This is a genomic window from Pseudomonas rossensis, assembly GCF_039888995.1.
Taxonomy (GTDB): domain Bacteria; phylum Pseudomonadota; class Gammaproteobacteria; order Pseudomonadales; family Pseudomonadaceae; genus Aquipseudomonas; species Aquipseudomonas rossensis.
Genome location: NZ_JBBWCB010000012.1, coordinates 52261 through 70297 on the forward strand (window position 1 = coordinate 52261; position 18037 = coordinate 70297).

Genomic DNA, 18037 nt, shown 5'->3' on the forward strand with positions numbered 1-18037 from the left:
GCATCCGGAGATAACGGAAGGAAAAAAGGGGCTCCTACATCAGGATGGAGAATTAAACACGCTTCTTGACTGTATCCACCCCTGTGCAAAGCGCCAGTTTGTACCGACAGGCGGTGAGAGGCAGGCGACCGTTTTCATCCTGCGGTCGCTGCCTGAACGCGGTTATAGCAGGCTGATCGGATAGCTGACGATCAACCGGTTCTCATCAAACTCGTTGTTGCTGAAGTCACGACGAATAGTCGAATTGCGCCATTTGACGTTGAGGTCCTTGAGCGCGCCGCTCTGCACGGTGTAGCCCAGTTCGCTTTCGCGGCCCCACTCCTTGCCGTCGGTGATGGTGCCGGTGTGGACGTTGTCGCCGCTGATGTAGCGGTTCATCAGGGTCAGGCCGGGAATGCCGAGGGCGACGAAGTTGTAGTCATGCCGTACCTGCCAGGATTTTTCTTTCGCATTGTCATAACTGGCGTTGTAACTGTCGTTGGCCAGGGTGCCGCCGCTGGTGCCATTGACCCGCATCCACGCGCTGTCGCCGGTGAGTTTTTGCAGGCCGACATAGAAGGTGTTGCCGCCGTATTTGGCCGAGAACAGGCCCGACCATGTCTTGTTGTCCAGCTCGCCGGCCCGGGCGCTGCCGTCATCCTTGACGTAGAAGAAACCGAGGTTGGCGCCCAGGGTCCAGTCGCCGACGGGCTGGCTGTGGATCAGATTCACGTACTGCTGGCTGTAGATGTCTTTGAGTTCGGAATTCCACAAACCAATCTGGGTGCGCTTCTCGTTAAAGGCGTATTCGCCGCCCTGAAAGTTGAAGCGGTCGGAGGTGAACGCTGGTTTTCCGGTCATCGACATGTCGTTCATGCTGCTGTCGTCGCGCGGGCTGTTGGCGCGGAACTGGCCGCCGTAGAGCGTCAGGCCGTTGATTTCCTTCGAGGTGATCTGACCGCCACGGAAGGTTTGCGGCAGTGAACGACCGTCGTCCGAACGCAGGATCGGCAGCACCGGCATCCATTCACCCACCTTCACCTCGGTCTGCGACAGCTTGGCCTTGAACGCCACGTTGGTGCGCCCGAAGTTGTCCGCCGGGCGACCGTCGTGATCCAGCGGCAGCAACTGCGTACCGCCCGTGCCTTTACCGCCATCGAGCTTCACCGAGTACAGACCCAGCACATCCATGCCGAACCCGACGGTGCCCTGAGTGAACCCGGACTTGGCGTCGAGGATGAAGCTTTGTGTCCACTCTTCTGCCTTGCCTTGGGTTTTGGTCGGGTTGGTGAAGTTGCGATTGATGTAGAAGTTGCGCAGGTTCAGGTTGACCTTGGCACCTTCGACAAAGCCTGACTCCTCGGCCATGGCGGGCAGAGCCGTACTGGCCAGTGCAACGGCGATGAGGCTGGGGAACAAGTATTGCGTGCTGGAAGGTGTCATGTGTTCGGGTCTCTCTAGTTTTTAGGCGTGAAACAGGGCGCTGCCGCAACCTGGGGTTGCAGACAAAAATTTGAAATCAGGGCAAAAACGAACGGAATCAGCCGGACAGGGCAGGGCGCGGGGGCATGGTGTCGAACCTGTTGTTATTGGTCTTGTGCGACGAATGGTGCGGGGGATGGGCGGGGCGATTCAATTGGGGAAAGCGGGTTTTGGGCGATTATCGAACGGTACTCGTAATTCATTAATCAAATAGTTCTGAGATTGATTTATTGGTGAGCACTTGTATAGCTGTCATATCTGACAGTAGATGAAGTTTTTTTTTTCGCGTTATTTTTTTGGGGTGAGGTTTTTATATCAAAAATCTAGCGGTCGGAGGAAATGCAGATCATGGATATTAAATACAACAAAGAAAGGCCTGGGTTTGAAATTGTGGGTAAGGAGAGAGCCAATGCAAAAGGTGTCTCTACCGGGACCATGAGCATTACTGTTACCAAGAATGGTGTTTCGGAAACCTTGAAGACGGAGCGAATTGAGTTTTGGATGATTGGCCGTCTGACTGTTCTTCAAGGTTACTTTGGTGAAGGCCTGCATGTGCCCGCTGTATCTATAAGCGGGTCAGAAGCCTTGGCAATCGGCAACTATCCGATTGAGGGCCCTTTTTCTAGCGATTCAATCATTGCAGCCATCTTTGGCACTCTTCAATCGGGAGGGGTTGGGGGGGACGCTTGGGGAGAAAAAGGAAAGCTGATCATCACTGAGATTTCCTCCACCCCCGAAAGGCAATTTATTAAAGGTGAATTTTACTTTGAGTTTGAGACCGAAGACGGAACCCGCGTGAAGGTGCAGTCGAAACCTTTCTGGGCGGAATACAAACAGAGTTAATTGAAGTCGGATGCTGTTACTCAGATATCAAGGTGTTAGCGTTGAGTCGTCTCTTCGCTGGTGCACCGAAATTACGACTAAAACAAGAAGCCCACCAAAAGGTGGGCTTCTTGTTTTACAGCGCTATCAGAACAACTTCAGCTTCGGCGCTTCTTCTTTCAACGGCTCGTTCTTCGCCGTCTGCTCGTTCCAGCCACCGCCCAGTGCCTTGTACAGATTGACGGCACTGACCAGTTGCGCCAGACGGTCGGTGATCAGTACCTGTTGGGCACTGAACAGCTGGCGCTGGGCATCGAGGAAGGTCAGGTTGCTGTCGACACCAATGCGATAACGACGCTCGGCCAGACGGTAGTAGTCCTGGTTCGCGGTGACGAAATCACGCTGGGCCTGCAACTGATCGGTGTAGGTCTGGCGCGCGGCCAGGCCGTCGGCGACTTCCTGGAAGGCCGTTTGAATGGACTTATCGTAGTTCGCCACGCCGATGTCTTTCTGGATTTTTGAATAATCCAGGCTGGCGCGCAGGCTGCCGGCGTTGAAGATCGGCAGGTTGATCTGCGGCTGGAACAGCCAGGTGCCCGAACCGCCCTTGAACAGACCGGACAGGTCCGGGCTCAGGCTGCCGGCATTGGCCGTCAGGCTGATGCTTGGGAAGAACGCCGCCCGTGCCGCGCCGATGTTGGCGTTGGCGGCTTTCAGGTTGTATTCGGCCTGGAGGATGTCCGGGCGTCGTTGCAGCAAGTCCGATGGCAGGCCGGCCGGCACTTTGCTCAGCAGGTCGTCAGCCAATGGCTTGGCCGCTTGCAGGTTGGTCGGGATACCGGTGCCGAGCAGCAGCACCAGGCTGTTTTCATCCTGGGCGACTTGACGGGTGTACTTGGCCATTTGCGCGCGGGCGTTTTCCACCGAGGTACGCGACTGGGCCAGGTCCAGCGCCGAGGCGACACCCACTTCGTTGCTGCGGGCGGTGAGCTTGTAGCTCTCGTCGAATGCACCAAGGGTGTCCTGCGTCAGTTTCAGCAGCTCCTTGTCGGCTTGCCAGGTCAGGTAGGCATTGGCCACGCTGGCCACCAGGCTTATCTGGGTGGTGCGGCGTGCTTCTTCGGTGGCGAAGTACTTCTGCAGGGCTTCTTCGCTCAGGCTGCGAACCCGACCGAACAGGTCGAGTTCATAGGCGCTGATGCCGACCGTGGCCGAGTAGGAACTGGTGATACCCGCTTCGCCGGTTTGCGAGGCCCGTGCCGGGACCCGCTGACGGCTGCCGGTGCCGTTGGCCGACACCGCCGGGAACAGATCGGCACGCTGGATGCGGTATTGAGCCGCGAACGCGTCGATGTTCAGCGCCGCGACACGCAGGTCACGGTTGTTTTCCAGGGCGACCTGGATCAGCTGTTGCAGCGCAGGGTCATGGAAAAACTGCTTCCAGCCCTGTTCGGCGGCAGCCTGGGCAGGCGCCTGGGCCGGCGAATACGCCGGACCTTGCGGGTACTGGCCCGCCACCGGTGCTTCAGGCTGCTGATAATCGGGAATCAGCGAGCAGCCGCCGAGCACGAAGGCGGCAACAGCCAGGGAGAGTAGCGACTTGCTCATTAGCCAGCCTCTTTAGAAGGTTCAATAGCGTCGTCCTGGTCAGCGGTTTTGCGCTGCCCCATGGCCGATACGGTGACGAAAAACAGTGGGACCCAGAAGATCGCCAGGATCGTGGCCGTGAGCATACCGCCAATCACCCCGGTACCGATCGCATGTTGGCTACCCGAACCTGCACCCGTGGAAATTGCCAGTGGTACCACACCGAGGACGAAAGCGAGCGACGTCATGATGATCGGTCGCAAACGCATCCGGCAGGCTTCGACCGCGGCATCGCGCAGGCTACGCCCTTGTTCATGCAGTTCCTTGGCAAATTCGACAATCAAAATGGCGTTTTTCGCCGCCAGACCAATGGTCGTCAACAGGCCCACCTGGAAATACACGTCGTTGGACAGGCCGCGCAGGCTGGTCGCCATCAGCGCACCGATGATCCCCAGCGGTACCACCAACATCACCGCGATCGGGATCGACCAGCTTTCGTACAGCGCCGCCAGACACAGGAACACCATCAGCAGCGACAGGGCGTACAACGCTGGCGCTTGCGAACCGGACAACCGTTCCTCGTATGACAGACCGGTCCAGGAAATACCCACACCGGCCGGCAGTTTCTTGGCCAGGGCTTCGACTTCGGCCATGGCTTCACCGGTGGAATAACCGGGCGCCGGGGCACCGAGTATTTCCATCGCTTCTACGCCGTTGTAACGCGACAGCTTCGGTGCACCGTAGATCCACTCACCCTTGGCGAACGCCGAGAACGGAACCATGGTGCCGGCGCTGTTGCGCACATACCATTTCTTCACGTCTTCAGGACTCATGCGCGCACCCGGCTGGCCTTGCACGTAAACCTTCTTCACCCGACCGCGGTCGATGAAGTCGTTGACGTAGCTACTGCCCAAGGCAATCGACAGGGTGTTGTTGATGTCGGTGAGGGTGATGCCCAGGGCACTGGCCTTCTCGTCATCTATTTCCAGCTGGTATTGCGGTTCGTCGTTCAGGCCGTTGGGACGCACTTGCGACAGAATCTTGCTTTGCGCCGCCATGCCGAGGAACTGGTTACGCGCTTCCATCAGCTTGTCGTGACCGATACCGGCGCGGTCTTGCAGGAACACGTCGAAACCGGTGGCGTTACCCAGTTCCAGTACCGCCGGCGGTGCGAAAGCAAACACCATGGCGTCACGGAAGGTGAAGAAGTGCTGTTGGGCACGGGCTGCGAGTTTGAACACGCTGTTTTCGGCGTTACGTTCGTCCCACGGTTTGAGCATGATGAACGCCATACCCGAGCTTTGGCCACGGCCGGCGAAGTTGAAGCCGGTCACGGTAAACACCGAGGCCACCGCATCGCCTTCACCGCCGTCCTTGCTCGGACGCAGCAGGAATTCACGCATTTCATCCACGACCACTTGCGTGCGCTGGGCACTGGAACCGGCCGGGGTTTGCACCTGGGCAAACAATACGCCCTGGTCTTCTTCCGGCAGGAACGCCGTTGGGATGCGGGTGAACAGCCAGATCATGCCGACCAGAATGATGAGGTAGGCCAGCAAGTACGGGGCCTTGTTCGCGAGCATGTTGCCCACGCCACGCTCGTAGCTTTTGACGCCACGGTCGAAATTGCGGTTGAACCAGCCGAAGAAGCCGCGTTTCGGCACGCCGTGCTCGCCTTTCGGAATCGCCTTGAGCATGGTTGCGCAGAGCGCCGGGGTGAAGATCAGCGCGACCAGTACCGACAGGGCCATGGCCGAGACGATGGTGATCGAGAACTGCTTGTAGATCACACCGGTGGAACCGCTGAAGAACGCCATCGGCAGCAATACGGCCGACAGCACCAGGGCGATACCGACCAGTGCACCCTGGATCTGCCCCATGGATTTCTTGGTGGCCTCCTTGGGTGACAGGCCTTCTTCGCTCATGACCCGTTCGACGTTTTCCACCACGACAATGGCGTCGTCCACCAGCAAGCCGATGGCCAGCACCATGCCGAACATGGTCAGGGTGTTGATGCTGAAGCCGAACGCCGCGAGGATCCCGAAGGTACCCAGCAATACGACTGGCACGGTCATCGTGGTGATGACGGTGGCGCGGAAGTTTTGCAGGAACAGGAACATCACCAGGAACACCAGCACGATCGCTTCGACCAGGGTTTCAACCACACCCTTGATCGACTCGGTCACCACCGGCGTGGTGTCGTACGGGAACACCACTTCCATCCCTTGCGGGAAGAACGGCTTGAGGGTTTCGATGGTTTTGCGCAGGGCTTTTGCAGTGTCGAGGGCGTTGGCACCGTTGGCCAGTTTCACCGCCAGACCGGAGGCCGGGCTGCCGTTGAACTGGGCGCTGATCGAGTAGTTTTCACCGCCCAGACCGACATCCGCCACGTCGCCGACACGCACTTGCGAACCGTCCTTGTTGACCTTGAGCAGGATCGCCTTGAATTGTTCAGCGGTCTGCAGGCGGGTCTTGCCGATAATCGTCGCGTTCAGCTGTTGGCCGGCGACGGCAGGCAAACCGCCGAGTTGACCGGACGACACCTGGACGTTCTGCGCGGCGATGGCAGTTTTCACGTCCACCGGGGTCAGGTTGAAGTTATTCAACTTGGCCGGGTCGAGCCAGATCCGCATTGCGTACTGCGCACCGAAGACCTGGAAGTCACCGACACCGGCGGTCCGCGAGATCGGATCCTGCATGTTCGACACGATGTAGTTGGACAGGTCGTCCTTGGTCATGCTGCCGTCGCGCGACACCACGCCGATCACCATCAGGAAGTTTTTCACTGCCTTGGTGACGCGGATACCCTGTTGCTGCACTTCTTGCGGCAGCAGCGGGGTGGCCAGGTTCAGCTTGTTCTGGACCTGAACCTGCGCGGTATCGGAGTTGGTGCCCTGCTCGAAGGTCGCGGTAATGGTCATGCTGCCGTCGGAGTTACTTTCCGATGAGACATAACGCAGGTTATCGATACCGTTGAGCTGTTGCTCGATCACCTGCACCACAGTGTCCTGCACGGTTTGTGCGGACGCGCCCGGGTAGGTCACCTGGATCGCAATGGCCGGAGGCGCAATGCTCGGGTATTGGTTGATCGGGAGTTTGAGGATCGATAGTGCCCCGACCAGCATGATGACCAGGGCAATTACCCAGGCAAAAATCGGACGGTCGATAAAAAATTTCGACATGATTTACTCCCCTTTGCCGCTGGAAGCCTTGTTAGCTGCCTGTGCGGGGGCCGGGTTCTTTGCGCCAACGTTAGTCGCTTCACTGGCTTTTACTTCAATGCCAGGTTTGACGTATTGCAGCCCTTCGGTGATCAGTCGATCGCCGGCCTTCAGACCGTCTTCGATCAGCCACTGGCTGCCGATAGTGCGGCTGGCCTTGAGCTGACGCAGTTCGACCTTGTTGTCCGGACCGACGACCAGCGCGGTCGGGGTGCCTTTGAGATCACGGGTCACGCCTTGTTGCGGAGCGAGGATCGCCGCGCTGTTCACACCGGCCTGCAATTGGGCGTGTACAAACATGCCTGGCAGCAGGGTGTGGTCAGGGTTCGGGAATACCGCACGCAAGGTCACGGAACCGGTGGTCTGGTCTACCGAGACTTCCGAGAACTCGAGCTTGCCTTCCTGTTTGTACTGGCTGCCGTCTTCGAGGGTCAGCTTGACCTTGGCCGCGTTGTCGCCAGATTTTTGCAGACGACCGCTTTCCAGTTCGCGGCGCAGTTCCAGCAGCTCTACCGAAGACTGGGTGACGTCGACGTAGATGGGGTCGAGTTGCTGAATCACCGCCATCGCGTCGACCTGGCCGCTTGTGACCAGCGCGCCTTCGGTCACGGTCGAGCGGCCGATGCGGCCGGAGAGTGGCGCGTAAACCTTGGTGTAACGCACATTGATTTGGGCGCTTTGCAGGGAGGCTTCCGATTGCAACCGGTTGGCCAGGGCCGTGTCGTATTCCTGACGGCTCACAGCCTGTTCGCTGACCAACTGCTTGTAGCGGTCGGAGATCGATTTGGTCTGTTGCAGGTTGGCTTCGGCGCTTTTCAGGGTGGCTTCATAAACCGCCGGATCGATCTGATACAGCTGCTGGCCGGCCTTGACGTCGCCGCCTTCCTTGAACAGGCGCTTGAGAATGATGCCGTTAACCTGAGGGCGAACTTCGGCGATGCGGTACGCGCTGGTACGGCCCGGAAGCTCGGAGGTCAGGGTGAAAGCTTGAGGTTGTAGAGTAACGACGCCGACCTGAGGGGGTGGTGCGGCAGGTGCCGCCTCTTCCTTTTTGCATCCGCTGAGCAGCGATGCCAAGGCGAGGGCGGTGACCAGAGCGGTAACAGCTGGCTTGAATTGCATGAAAATCCTCGGGTCAGGCGCGCAAATTGCGCACTCGAAATGTGGAAAGGTAAAAAATGTGCGCTGAGTGGATAAGTAGCTTGCTAAGGAATATACTTACGTTCATGGTTGTTTGTAAATACCTTGGCCGCGTATCCACACCGTTACAAAAGCCGTTCAAGGGTTCGAATTGTAGGCCGGGGACGACGCCCAAGAACGCTCGCCCCACTTTTATTCAGCTGATGTTCAGGCATCGCTGAAGCATCCTGATTGAGGTTGTACTGCCATGGTCCGTCGTACCAAAGAGGAAGCTCAAGAAACCCGCAGCCAGATACTGGAAGCGGCAGAAAAAGCCTTTTACGAAAGGGGCGTGGCGCGCACGACACTGGCGGATATCGCTACCCTGGCCGGGGTCACGCGCGGGGCCATTTACTGGCATTTCAGCAACAAGGCGGATTTGGTGCAGGCCATGCTTGATACCTTGCAAGAGCCGCTGGATGAAATGGCCAAGGCCAGTGAAAGCGAAGATGAACTCGACCCCTTGGGCTGCATGCGCAAGCTGCTGATTCATTTGTTTCATCAAGTTGCCCTGGACCCGAAAACCCGACGCATCAATGAGATTCTGTTTCATAAGTGCGAATTCACCGATGAAATGTGCGACCTGCGCCAGCAGCGTCGAGAGGTCAGCCTTGATTGCAATGAGCGGATCGCCCTGGCCCTGAGTAATGCGGTGAATCGGGGGCAGTTGCCGGAGAACCTCGACACTGCGCGCGCAGCCATCAGCCTGCATGCGTACATCGACGGCATCCTGTATCAGTGGCTGTTGGCGCCCGACAGCTTTGAACTGCACATCGACGCGGAGCGTTGGGCCGATACAGGGTTGGACATGCTGCGCTTGAGTCCAAGCCTTCGACAAAATGCGTAATTGAGTCCGGTTGTGTCAACACTTTAGGCGAACGAAGGTTCATGCCTTCGCTCGCCTTCTCGCCATAGGCTGCTGTTATATATGGATGCTGGTCGGGTTGATAGGTAGTGAGCTACGTATTTTGTAGGTGATTTGTTGCGAGTCTGTGAACGAGTGTGAGCGATCCCGTTTTAGAGGGCGCCGTGCGGCCAACCAACGGCATCCTGTTTTTTGAAGGTTGTTCAGGTTCTACTCGATGTACGAGGTAGGCAGCGTTACTGGATGGGCGACTACTCTTCTCCGATATGGATATCCAGGCAGTAGCTGTATGGCGTTTCGGGTGCGTTCGCTCTCAATCGTGATGTGCATACCAGTTTCTTGCGGCCTATGGAGCGTGCCTGATGGTTCCAGGTCGGCGTCAATGTGGTCGCAATAATACCGAACGAAACCTTCACTACCATGCTTGTATCAAAACGACATTTCATGTCGCCTGCGCCATAAGTGAAAAACTTCTTGATAAACGTTTGGTCACGGCCAGTAACAGCTGAAAGTTTGTTGGAGTTAAAGTACTTTTTTGCATCCATCGTGGCGATTGAGTAGGGCGGAATGTCACATTCGGACATATCCTCGACTTCGAAGTCTGTATCAATCAGTTGGATCGTTTCATCAGTATTGTTATGGACGAAGGTCAATAGTTTTATTTCGTTTTTGCCTTGGTTGAATTTCCCCCCATAGCGTATTTTTGTGCGCTTCATATTCGGCTTGAAGTTTTTCTTCTTCTTCAATGCGTTGTGATTCTTTTTTAATCGCTGTCTGGGCTTCTGATATTTGCTGGAGTAACGACGGGTCCTTCGTTGCGTTGACCAGTCCGGTAGCTAAGTGCCCAAGCAGGGACCAGCTGAGGCTGTCTGTTAAACCTGGAATATAGGGTCTGGGATTGGTGTTGTCGATTTCTTCATTGCTCATGTTTTTACTCTATTGAAAGTGGGTTGATAATACGAGTTGAGATGGTTTTGTCATGTTAGAAAGATACAGTGTGCTAGCGGTGTGAATAATGATTTACTGTGGATGATCTAACAAGTTTTCAAGGTTTGATATTGTTTTCTGAATATTTTTAAGTCGAGCGAAATGTGAGTTGTTATCGAATTTTTTGATAGTCGCGAGCAACAAAAAGCCCCGGCTCTTTCGAGTCGGGGCTTTTTCATTTCAATGTTGAAGCTTACATCGCCGGGTAGTCTATATAACCGACCGGCCCCTTGCCATAGAACAGTTCCGGACGCGCTTCGTTCAACGGCGCATCGGCCTGCAAACGCGCTGGCAGGTCCGGGTTGGCAATGAATGGCACGCCGAAAGCGACTGCATCAGCCTTGCCGCTAGCCAGCCAGGCGTTGGCGCTGTCTTTGGTGAAGCGTTCGTTGACGATGTATGGGCCGCCGAACGCTTCTTTCAATTGTGGACCCAGGCTGTCGCCATCTTCTTTCTCGCGGGAGCAGATGAAGGCGATGCCACGTTTGCCCAGTTCGCGAGCGACGTAAGTGAAGGTCTCGGACAGGTTGTCGTCGCCCATGTCATGGAGATCGGCGCGGGGTGACAGGTGCACACCCACGCGGCCCGCGCCCCAGACTTCGATCGCGGCATCGGTCACTTCCAACAACAGGCGCGCACGATTTTCCACGGAACCGCCGTAGTTGTCGGTGCGCTGGTTGGTGCTGGTTTGCAGGAACTGGTCGAGCAGGTAACCGTTGGCGCCATGGATTTCCACACCGTCGAAACCGGCCGCCTTGGCGTTCTCGGCACCGACGCGGTAGGCGTCGACGATGTCGGCGATTTCAGCGATTTCCAGGGCGCGTGGGGTTGGGAAGTCGGCCAGTGGTCGAACCAGGCTGACATGGCCTTTTGGCTGAATGGCGCTTGGTGCGACCGGCGCTTCACCGCCCAGGTACGACCCGTGGGAAATACGGCCGACGTGCCACAGTTGCAGGAAAATCTTGCCGCCCGCGCCGTGGATCGCTTTGGTCACATTGGCCCAGCCACGCACTTGATCGTTGGACCAGATACCCGGGGTGTCCGGGTAGCCGACGCCCATCGGCGTGACCGAAGTGGCCTCGCTGAGGATCAGACCGGCCGAGGCGCGTTGCACGTAGTACTCGGCCATCAGTGCGTTTGGCACGCGGCCTTCGTCGGCGCGGCAGCGGGTCAGCGGCGCCATGATGATGCGGTTGGCCAACTCGAGGTCGCCCAGTTTGATCGGATCGAAAATAGTCGTCATGAAATAGCTCTCTTGTAGAGATCAGTTGGTAGCAGGGGCCAGTTCGGGATTGCCGCTCTGACGGAAGGTAATCAGGGTCACCAGCAGGGCGAGTACCGCCAGTGCTGCTGCCGCGAGAGGAACGCTGGTCAAGCCGAAACCGTGGGCGATGACGCTGCCACCGACCCAGGCACCCAGTGCGTTGCCGATATTGAAAGAGCCGATGTTCAGGGTCGACACCAGGTTCGGTGCGGCTTTGCCGTAGGTCACCACGTTCACTTGCAGGGCGGGCACGGCGGCAAAGCACGCGGTGGCCCAGAGGAACAGGGTGATTTCGGTCGGAATCAGCGCAACGCTGGTCCAGGTCAGCACGGTCGAGATCACGGCCATCGAGATAAAGACGCCGATCAACGTTGCGGCCATGCCTTTGTCAGCCAGCTTGCCGCCGATGATGTTGCCGACCGTCAGGCCCAGGCCGATGAGCATCAGGGTCCAGGTCACGCCTTTGGGCGAGACGCCAGTGACATCGCCGAGCAGCGGGGCGACGTAGGTGAACAGGGTGAATACGGAAGCCGCGAACAACGCGGTCATGCTCAACGACAGCCAGATCCCGGCGCCTTTGAGGGCGCGCAGTTCGGCGCGCATGTCGAGTTTCTCTTCATCGCGCTTGGCCGGCAGGAAACGGATCAGGCCGATCAATGCGATCACCCCAATCACGGTCACCGCCCAGAAGGTCGAACGCCAGCCGGCTTCCTGACCGAGCGCGGTGCCCAGCGGAACGCCGAGCACGTTGGCAAGGGTCAGGCCGGTGAACATCAATGCCACGGCCGAAGCGCGCTTGTTCGCTGGCACCAGACCCGCTGCCACCACTGAGCCAATGCCGAAGAACGCACCGTGGCAGAGGGCGGTCACCACACGGGCAAACATCAGCACGTTGTAGTCGGTAGCCATTGCACAGAGCAGGTTGCCTACGATGAAGATGCCCATCAACGCTACCAGCGCGGCCTTGCGCGGCAATCGAGAGGTCGCCAGCGCCATGAACGGTGCACCGATGGCCACGCCCAGGGCGTAACCGGTCACCAGCCAGCCGGCGCCGGGAATCGACACACCGAGGTCGGCCGCCACATCGGGCAGCAAGCCCATGATGACGAACTCGGTGGTGCCGATGGCGAAGGCACTCAAGGCCAGAATGAGTAGCGAGAGGGGCATTGTTCAGTTCCTTGTCGGAGCGCTGAGCTCCTTGACGATGGCGTCGAGGAACGCCTGAATCACGTCCTCGTTGCGTTTGAAAAAGTGCCATTGACCGGCTTTCTGGCTGCTGATCAGTCCCGCACGTTGCAAGTTTGCCAAATGGGCGGACACGGTCGACTGCGACAGGCCGCAGCGTTGATCGATCTGTCCGGCGCAAATGCCGTACTCGTGGTTGTGGATCTGTTCCGGGAACTGGACTTTGGGGTCTTTCAGCCAGATGAGGATGTCTCGGCGTACTGGGTGGGCCAGGGCTTTTATTATTTCGTCGAGGTCGATGGTCATGGTTTGGGCTCGTGATGAGTAAAACGCTATATCGCGATGAGGCGAACTTTAAATCGGTACTTCGCGATATACCAATATGATTTTGGTCTGACGACCGAGTAATTCGGTATATCGAGTTATAACGATATGTTGGGTGTAACGATACAAAGGCGCAGTGCTAAGCTGCGCGCATGAACTATCTCGCACATCTGCACCTCGGTGGCCAGCGCCCCGGTCAATTGCTCGGCAGTCTGTATGGCGATTTCGTCAAAGGGCGGCTGCAAGGGCAGTTCGATCCGGAGATCGAAGCGGCCATCCAGCTGCATCGCAGCATCGATGTCTTTACCGACCGCCATCCGTTGGTGGATATCTCGTTGTCGCGTTTTTCCCTGACCCGCAGGCGTTACGCCGGGATTGTGCTTGACGTGTTTTTCGACCATTGCCTGGCCCGGGACTGGACGCTGTACGCCGATCAGCCACTGGAACAATTCACTTCGGGGGTGTATCGGGTGTTGTCCGCCGAGGCGCAATTGCCGGAACGGCTGGCGCAGATCGCGCCGCACATGGTCGCCAATGACTGGTTGGGTTCTTACCGGGAGTTTGCGGTGTTGGAGCAGGTGCTGCGGGGGATTTCACGGCGGCTGACGCGGCCCGAGGAACTGGCCGCAGCGATGCATGAATTGCGGGTGTTGTATGAACCGTTGAGCGATGACTTTCGGTTGTTCTATCCGCAGCTTCAGGACTTCGCGCAGAACCATTCAACGACATAAAACCAATGTGGGAGCGAGCTTGCTCGCGATGGCGGCTTCACATTCAACAAAGATGTTGAATGACACACCGCAATCGCGAGCAAGCTCGCTCCCACAGGGGATGTGTGTTTAAGCCGCGATTGCGGGGCGCAGCGGTTCCGGTTGTGCCTGCGGGATCGCCCCAAACAACGCCTTCTGCACCGCTTGCTGCGCCTCGAACGCCAGAGCCGCACGCTCGCGACCTTCACACGCGATCGGCCTGAGCAGATGAATCTCCACCTCCCCCCGATCATGGGCAAACAAGCGCATCAAGTGCGAGAGCAAGTCATCATCGCCAATGAACGGCGCCAGCGAATCGAGCTCCCCGTCGCGCAGATAACGAATCGCCACCGGCTGCAACTTCACTTCTGAGTCGATCGCCGCAGACAGCAACCGACCGTGGAAAGTACGCAACGAACGGCCATCGGTGGTGGTGCCTTCCGGGAACATCAGCAGCGGATGTTCCTGCTCCAGATGACGGGTCATCTGTTTGCGAATCAACTGACTGTCACCCGACCCTCGGCGAATGAACAAGCTGCCGGCCTTGGCCGCCAACCAGCCCGCCACCGGCCAGGTGCGCACTTCGGCCTTGGACAGGAACGACAGCGGCGTGAGCATGCCCAGCAGCGGAATGTCGGTCCAGGACACATGGTTGCTGACCCAGAGCATCGGCGCCTTCGGCAATTTACCGTGCAGGGTCACGCGAAAGGGCAGGGCATTGCTCAGGCGTGCCATGAAAAATCGCGACCAGCGCTGGCGACGGACCATCGAATGAGCAATCCCCAAACGCTCGAATAGCCCAAACACACTGGCCATGCTCAAACCCAGCGCCACCACCACCAACACTCGCGCAATCCGCGCGTACACCCGTAACCGGCTCATCACACGGCCGCCTTGAAGTGCTTGGCATAACGCGGGCAGAGTTCGTCGCGCTTGAGCAGGATGAATACGTCGGCGACCTGGAAATCTTCGTCCCAGCACGGCTCGCCGCAGATCTTCGCGCCAAGACGCATGTAGGCCTTGAGCAGCGGTGGCATTTCGGCGATGACGTTGGACGGGATGTCGAGGCTCGGCAGCGGTTTTTTCGGTTCGGCCCGCAGGTGTTCCGTACACAGATAACGTTCGCGCAGGCGCTGCATGATCGCGTGGGCCTGGATGCCGCCGTCCTGCATTGGAATGCTCGCGCATCCCATCAAGTAGCTGTAGCCGCCCTGGTTCAGCACTTCGGCCAGTTCGCCCCAGAGTACGGCGATGGTGCCGCCATTGCGGTACGCCGGGTCGACGCAAGTGCGGCCGATTTCCAGGATCGGGCCTTTCAGATGGACCAGGCCATGCAGACTGAATTCTTCTTCGCTGTAGAACTTGCCCAGGCTGCTGGCGGCCGTGTGGTCGAGCAAACGGGTGGTCGCCACCAGGCGCCCGGTGTTCAAGTCACGCACGCCGATGTGGGCGCAGTGAACATCATAGTCATCCATGTCCAGACCCAGCTCCGCGCCTTTCAGCTTGGCGTTGAATTCGCCGCTGAACACGTTGAAGCGCAGGGCTTGGGCTTCCTGCAAGGCCTCGGCGCCCACCAGGCGTTCGGCTTGCAGGCGGCGTTCATTGCCGGTGTCGCTGATGCGGGCGATCTGAGTCATTGCGAATCTCCATACGGGCCGGTCACCCGTCTTGGGTTGCAGCCGATCGACTTTCTTTATGCAGCCGTGTTGTGCAAAGTCAGGCTATGTAGCCCCGGTGTCATCGCCATGAAGCTTTGGTGATGCTTATATGACAGCCCACGAGGAGCCTCTTATGCCCTGGCAAAACCTGCTGAGCCGCCGCGATCGTTTGCCCGCCAACCCGGACCTGGGCGAGGGTTTCGCGACCTTGTTGCACCAGTTGGGCAACGTCACGCCGTTTGAACTGGCGGTGGCCGGCGGGCGTTTGATGTCGACGCCGGGGCTGGCGTTTCTGGTGGGCTATCAGGCGGCGTTGCGCATGCTCTGGCCGAGCGCGCCGCTGAGCCTCGGCGCCTTGTGCGCGACCGAACAGCGCAGCCTGCGGGTGGCGGACATGCAGACCCGCCTGCACGATTTGCGTCTGAGCGGGCGCAAGGATTTTGTCACCGCAGGCGATGCCGCCGATTGGCTGCTGATCGCTGCTCGCAGTGAAGCCCCCGATGAAAAACCGCGCCTGAGTCTGGCGGTGGTCTATCCCGATGAGCCGGGCGTGCGTCTGGAGAAGCTACCGGCGATCCCGTTGATGCCAGACATCAGCCATGGCCGGCTGTTTCTCGATAACGCTCAGTGCGAACTGTTGGCGGGGGATGGCTGGGATGCTTACGTCAAACCGTTTCGCACCCTTGAAGACATTTACGTTCTGAGCGCCATGACCGCCTGGCTGTACGGCATCGGTCAGGACAGCGACTGGCCGCAAGCCCTGCAACTGCGTTTGCTGGCGCTGCTGGCCGGGTGTGCGGAAGTCAGCCGGCAGGCGCCGAATAATCCGTCCGGGCATATGTTGCTCGGTGGCTTGTTTGCGCAGTTCGATGGGCTCAAGGCTGAGGTGGCTCAGGCACTGGCCGATGGCCCGCAGCATTGGGTCGCGATGTGGCAGCGCGATCAGGGTGTGATGGAATTGGCGGCGGGTGCGCGGGGGAAGCGTTTGGCCAAGGCACTCGCGGGATCTTCGCTGGATTGACCGGCCCCTTCGCGAGCAGGCTCGCTCCCACAGGGGAATGCTTTTCAAAATGTGGGAGCGAGCCTGCTCGCGAAGGCGGCCGCATTAATGACACAAATCCCGGAACTGTCATCAACCGCGACTAGGCTCAGCAGGTCCATCCCTCCGAGCCCCCACCATGTTCAAAGGCTTGTCCCTGATTTTCCTGCTCCTGCTCCTGCTCAGCCTCACGGCCCACGCCGAATACTGGCCTGCCGAGCAATGGTCGACCGGCCCGACAGTCACCGGGCCGGCGCTTCAAGCGCTGGAAACTTACGCCTTCCCACCCCGTGATGAGGCCACCCGAAAAGGCCTCCGCACCGACGCCTTGCTGGTGATCCGCGACGGCCAGTTGATCTACGAACGCTACGCCACCCCGACCACCGCCGACACCCCGCACCTGACCTGGTCCATCAGCAAAAGCCTGATGGCCGCGGTTCTCGGCGTGGCCTATGGCGAAGGTCTGTTCAAGCTTCAGGACCCGGTGCAGAAATTTTATCCACCACTGGAAAAACACCCGACGATGACCATGGCCGACCTCCTGCATTGGGCCTCGGGTCTGGACTGGCAGGAAGACTATGAATACGCGCCGTTGAAATCCTCGGTGGTCGCGATGCTCTACACCCGCGGCCACCCGGACATGGCCGCGTTCACCGCCGATCACGGTGAATACGCCAAACCCGGTCAGGCATTCCGTTACTCCAGCGGTGACAGCAATCTGTTGTCCGCCGCGCTGAAAACCATCGTCGGCCCGACCCGCTATCCGGACTATCCATGGACTGCTCTGTTCGAACCCTTGGGGATTCGCCACGCCGTTTGGGAGGCCGACGCCACGGGGACATTCGTCGCTTCATCCTATGCCTACCTCACCGCCAGGGATCTGGCCCGCGTCGGTCTGTTGATGGCTCGCGATGGTCGTTGGGGCGAGCGGCAATTGCTGCCCAAGGACTGGGTTATTTTCAACCGCGAACCGTTCGCCCGCTATCAAGCCCATCAGGACGATGCTGTACCCGGCGGCCATTGGTGGCTTAACCGCGCGGTGGAAGGCGCGGCAAAACCCTGGCCCGATGCACCCGACGATACCTTCGCCGCGCTGGGTCATTGGGGGCAGGCGATGTACGTGATTCCCAGCGAAAACCTGGTGATCGTGCGCTACGGCGATGACCGCGACGGCAGCTACCGGCACAACGATTTGCTCAAACTCGCACTCAAGGCATTTGCCGCGAAGGGGCAGCCATGAAGCGTCGCAATTTTGTTCGTCGCCGACCGTTCAGCACGCTGTTGTCGGTCCTGCTGATCGCCTTGCTCGGCTGGATCTGGGAGGAGCGCGTGGCGCTGTGGGCATTCCCGGACATCATCAGCGCCTACACCGCCAAGGAGTATTGTTCGTGCCGTTACGTGATGAACAACCCGGCCGAGTACTGCCACCGTTATGTGAAGCAGTGGTTGCCGACCAGTGGCTTTGCCGATGACGCCGCCAGCAAGCGCGTCACTGTCAGCGGCATGGGTCGCAGCAACAGCGCCGTGTGGGTCGGAGAACGGCAAGGCTGCCGCCTATCACCCTGAACACCACTGTTCTTGTAATTGGATGGACTCGCCCAAGCCGAGGCGTCAATGCGCCACGGTGGCAGTCTAATCAGCCAACGACAGCGAGGGCGAGTCCATGAAAAAGCATACTTCGATTGATCAATCCCTG

At 58.6% G+C, this 18037-nt stretch carries 17 protein-coding genes; 6 read left to right on the forward strand and 11 right to left on the reverse strand.

Going from position 1 to position 18037, the window contains the following annotated elements:
- Positions 1 to 162: 162 nt before the first annotated feature.
- A complete protein-coding gene (locus WLY71_RS05835) occupies positions 163 to 1422 on the reverse strand; it encodes an OprD family porin (protein WP_347802836.1) in 1260 nt (419 codons plus the stop codon).
- Positions 1423 to 1809: 387 nt separating this feature from the next.
- On the opposite strand from WLY71_RS05835, the gene WLY71_RS05840 reads away from it, so the two are divergent.
- A complete protein-coding gene (locus tag WLY71_RS05840) occupies positions 1810 to 2304 on the forward strand; it encodes a hypothetical protein (RefSeq protein WP_347802837.1) in 495 nt (164 codons plus the stop codon).
- Between the two features lie 126 nt (positions 2305 to 2430).
- Here the strand turns inward: WLY71_RS05840 and emhC are convergent, their stop codons facing one another.
- From emhC to emhA, 3 genes are read right to left on the reverse strand one after another with little or no spacing between them, the layout of a single operon-like run.
- Positions 2431 to 3891 (reverse strand): efflux RND transporter outer membrane subunit EmhC, encoded by a 1461-nt coding sequence (emhC, locus tag WLY71_RS05845; RefSeq protein WP_347802838.1) that lies wholly within the window; start codon positions 3889 to 3891, stop codon positions 2431 to 2433.
- Positions 3891 to 7052: an efflux RND transporter permease subunit EmhB gene (emhB, locus tag WLY71_RS05850; protein ID WP_347802839.1), complete on the reverse strand. Its 3162-nt coding sequence runs from the start codon at positions 7050 to 7052 to the stop codon at positions 3891 to 3893. Before emhB ends, emhC begins: the two co-directional genes overlap by 1 nt.
- Before the next feature lie 3 nt (positions 7053 to 7055).
- Positions 7056 to 8213, reverse strand: coding sequence for an efflux RND transporter periplasmic adaptor subunit EmhA (gene emhA / locus WLY71_RS05855; RefSeq protein ID WP_347802840.1), 1158 nt, complete (start codon positions 8211 to 8213; stop codon positions 7056 to 7058).
- Between the two features lie 265 nt (positions 8214 to 8478).
- On the opposite strand from emhA, the gene emhR reads away from it, so the two are divergent.
- On the forward strand, positions 8479 to 9117 hold the full coding sequence (gene emhR, locus WLY71_RS05860) for an efflux system transcriptional repressor EmhR (protein ID WP_347802841.1): 639 nt from the start codon (positions 8479 to 8481) through the stop codon (positions 9115 to 9117).
- Positions 9118 to 9386: 269 nt separating this feature from the next.
- Here emhR and WLY71_RS05865 read toward each other — a convergent pair whose 3' ends face one another.
- The 5 genes from WLY71_RS05865 to WLY71_RS05885 all read right to left on the reverse strand — a co-directional run bounded on the left by WLY71_RS05865 (position 9387) and on the right by WLY71_RS05885 (position 12877).
- Entirely contained in the window at positions 9387 to 9788 is a 402-nt protein-coding gene (locus WLY71_RS05865; protein ID WP_347802842.1) for a hypothetical protein, read from the reverse strand.
- Positions 9772 to 10062 carry a hypothetical protein gene (locus tag WLY71_RS05870; protein WP_347802843.1) on the reverse strand — a complete coding sequence of 97 codons (291 nt, stop codon included), beginning with the start codon at positions 10060 to 10062 and terminating at the stop codon, positions 9772 to 9774. The genes WLY71_RS05865 and WLY71_RS05870 overlap by 17 nt, the downstream gene beginning before the upstream one ends.
- A 253-nt stretch (positions 10063 to 10315) precedes the next feature.
- Positions 10316 to 11365 (reverse strand): alkene reductase, encoded by a 1050-nt coding sequence (locus WLY71_RS05875; protein WP_347802844.1) that lies wholly within the window; start codon positions 11363 to 11365, stop codon positions 10316 to 10318.
- A 21-nt stretch (positions 11366 to 11386) separates the two neighbouring features.
- A complete protein-coding gene (locus WLY71_RS05880) occupies positions 11387 to 12553 on the reverse strand; it encodes an MFS transporter (protein ID WP_347802845.1) in 1167 nt (388 codons plus the stop codon).
- A gap of 3 nt (positions 12554 to 12556) precedes the next feature.
- A complete protein-coding gene (locus WLY71_RS05885; RefSeq protein ID WP_347802846.1) occupies positions 12557 to 12877 on the reverse strand; it encodes an ArsR/SmtB family transcription factor in 321 nt (106 codons plus the stop codon).
- Positions 12878 to 13047: 170 nt separating this feature from the next.
- Between WLY71_RS05885 and WLY71_RS05890 the strand changes: the two genes are divergently transcribed.
- A complete protein-coding gene (locus WLY71_RS05890; RefSeq protein ID WP_347802847.1) occupies positions 13048 to 13626 on the forward strand; it encodes an acyl carrier protein phosphodiesterase in 579 nt (192 codons plus the stop codon).
- A gap of 108 nt (positions 13627 to 13734) precedes the next feature.
- On the opposite strand, the gene WLY71_RS05895 is transcribed toward WLY71_RS05890, so the two are convergent.
- Positions 13735 to 14526 carry a lysophospholipid acyltransferase family protein gene (locus WLY71_RS05895; RefSeq protein WP_347802848.1) on the reverse strand — a complete coding sequence of 264 codons (792 nt, stop codon included), beginning with the start codon at positions 14524 to 14526 and terminating at the stop codon, positions 13735 to 13737.
- A complete protein-coding gene (gene olsB / locus WLY71_RS05900; RefSeq protein WP_008152922.1) occupies positions 14526 to 15281 on the reverse strand; it encodes an L-ornithine N(alpha)-acyltransferase in 756 nt (251 codons plus the stop codon). Before olsB ends, WLY71_RS05895 begins: the two co-directional genes overlap by 1 nt.
- Before the next feature lie 154 nt (positions 15282 to 15435).
- Here olsB and WLY71_RS05905 point away from each other — a divergent pair, with 154 nt between their 5' ends.
- The 3 genes from WLY71_RS05905 (at position 15436) to WLY71_RS05915 (ending at position 17907) form a co-directional block, all read left to right on the forward strand.
- Positions 15436 to 16323: an acyl-CoA dehydrogenase middle domain-containing protein gene (locus WLY71_RS05905; RefSeq protein ID WP_347802849.1), complete on the forward strand. Its 888-nt coding sequence runs from the start codon at positions 15436 to 15438 to the stop codon at positions 16321 to 16323.
- A gap of 157 nt (positions 16324 to 16480) precedes the next feature.
- Positions 16481 to 17581, forward strand: coding sequence for a serine hydrolase domain-containing protein (locus WLY71_RS05910; RefSeq protein ID WP_347802850.1), 1101 nt, complete (start codon positions 16481 to 16483; stop codon positions 17579 to 17581).
- A complete protein-coding gene (locus tag WLY71_RS05915) occupies positions 17578 to 17907 on the forward strand; it encodes an amidase (RefSeq protein WP_347802851.1) in 330 nt (109 codons plus the stop codon). The genes WLY71_RS05910 and WLY71_RS05915 overlap by 4 nt, the downstream gene beginning before the upstream one ends.
- The last annotated feature ends 130 nt before the right edge of the window (positions 17908 to 18037 follow it).

Excerpts from the sequence above, each read along its gene's own strand:
- emhC (WP_347802838.1), bottom strand. The coding sequence starts at position 3,891 with ATGAGCAAGTCGCTACTCTCCCTGGCTGTTGCCGCCTTCGTGCTCGGC.
- emhR (WP_347802841.1), top strand. The coding sequence starts at position 8,479 with ATGGTCCGTCGTACCAAAGAGGAAGCTCAAGAAACCCGCAGCCAGATA.
- olsB (WP_008152922.1), bottom strand. The coding sequence starts at position 15,281 with ATGACTCAGATCGCCCGCATCAGCGACACCGGCAATGAACGCCGCCTG.
- emhB (WP_347802839.1), bottom strand. The coding sequence starts at position 7,052 with ATGTCGAAATTTTTTATCGACCGTCCGATTTTTGCCTGGGTAATTGCC.
- WLY71_RS05885 (WP_347802846.1), bottom strand. The coding sequence starts at position 12,877 with ATGACCATCGACCTCGACGAAATAATAAAAGCCCTGGCCCACCCAGTA.
- WLY71_RS05915 (WP_347802851.1), top strand. The coding sequence starts at position 17,578 with ATGAAGCGTCGCAATTTTGTTCGTCGCCGACCGTTCAGCACGCTGTTG.
- WLY71_RS05895 (WP_347802848.1), bottom strand. The coding sequence starts at position 14,526 with ATGAGCCGGTTACGGGTGTACGCGCGGATTGCGCGAGTGTTGGTGGTG.
- WLY71_RS05880 (WP_347802845.1), bottom strand. The coding sequence starts at position 12,553 with ATGCCCCTCTCGCTACTCATTCTGGCCTTGAGTGCCTTCGCCATCGGC.
- WLY71_RS05910 (WP_347802850.1), top strand. The coding sequence starts at position 16,481 with ATGTTCAAAGGCTTGTCCCTGATTTTCCTGCTCCTGCTCCTGCTCAGC.
- WLY71_RS05905 (WP_347802849.1), top strand. The coding sequence starts at position 15,436 with ATGCCCTGGCAAAACCTGCTGAGCCGCCGCGATCGTTTGCCCGCCAAC.
- WLY71_RS05840 (WP_347802837.1), top strand. The coding sequence starts at position 1,810 with ATGGATATTAAATACAACAAAGAAAGGCCTGGGTTTGAAATTGTGGGT.
- WLY71_RS05835 (WP_347802836.1), bottom strand. The coding sequence starts at position 1,422 with ATGACACCTTCCAGCACGCAATACTTGTTCCCCAGCCTCATCGCCGTT.
- WLY71_RS05870 (WP_347802843.1), bottom strand. The coding sequence starts at position 10,062 with ATGAGCAATGAAGAAATCGACAACACCAATCCCAGACCCTATATTCCA.
- WLY71_RS05890 (WP_347802847.1), top strand. The coding sequence starts at position 13,048 with ATGAACTATCTCGCACATCTGCACCTCGGTGGCCAGCGCCCCGGTCAA.
- emhA (WP_347802840.1), bottom strand. The coding sequence starts at position 8,213 with ATGCAATTCAAGCCAGCTGTTACCGCTCTGGTCACCGCCCTCGCCTTG.
- WLY71_RS05875 (WP_347802844.1), bottom strand. The coding sequence starts at position 11,365 with ATGACGACTATTTTCGATCCGATCAAACTGGGCGACCTCGAGTTGGCC.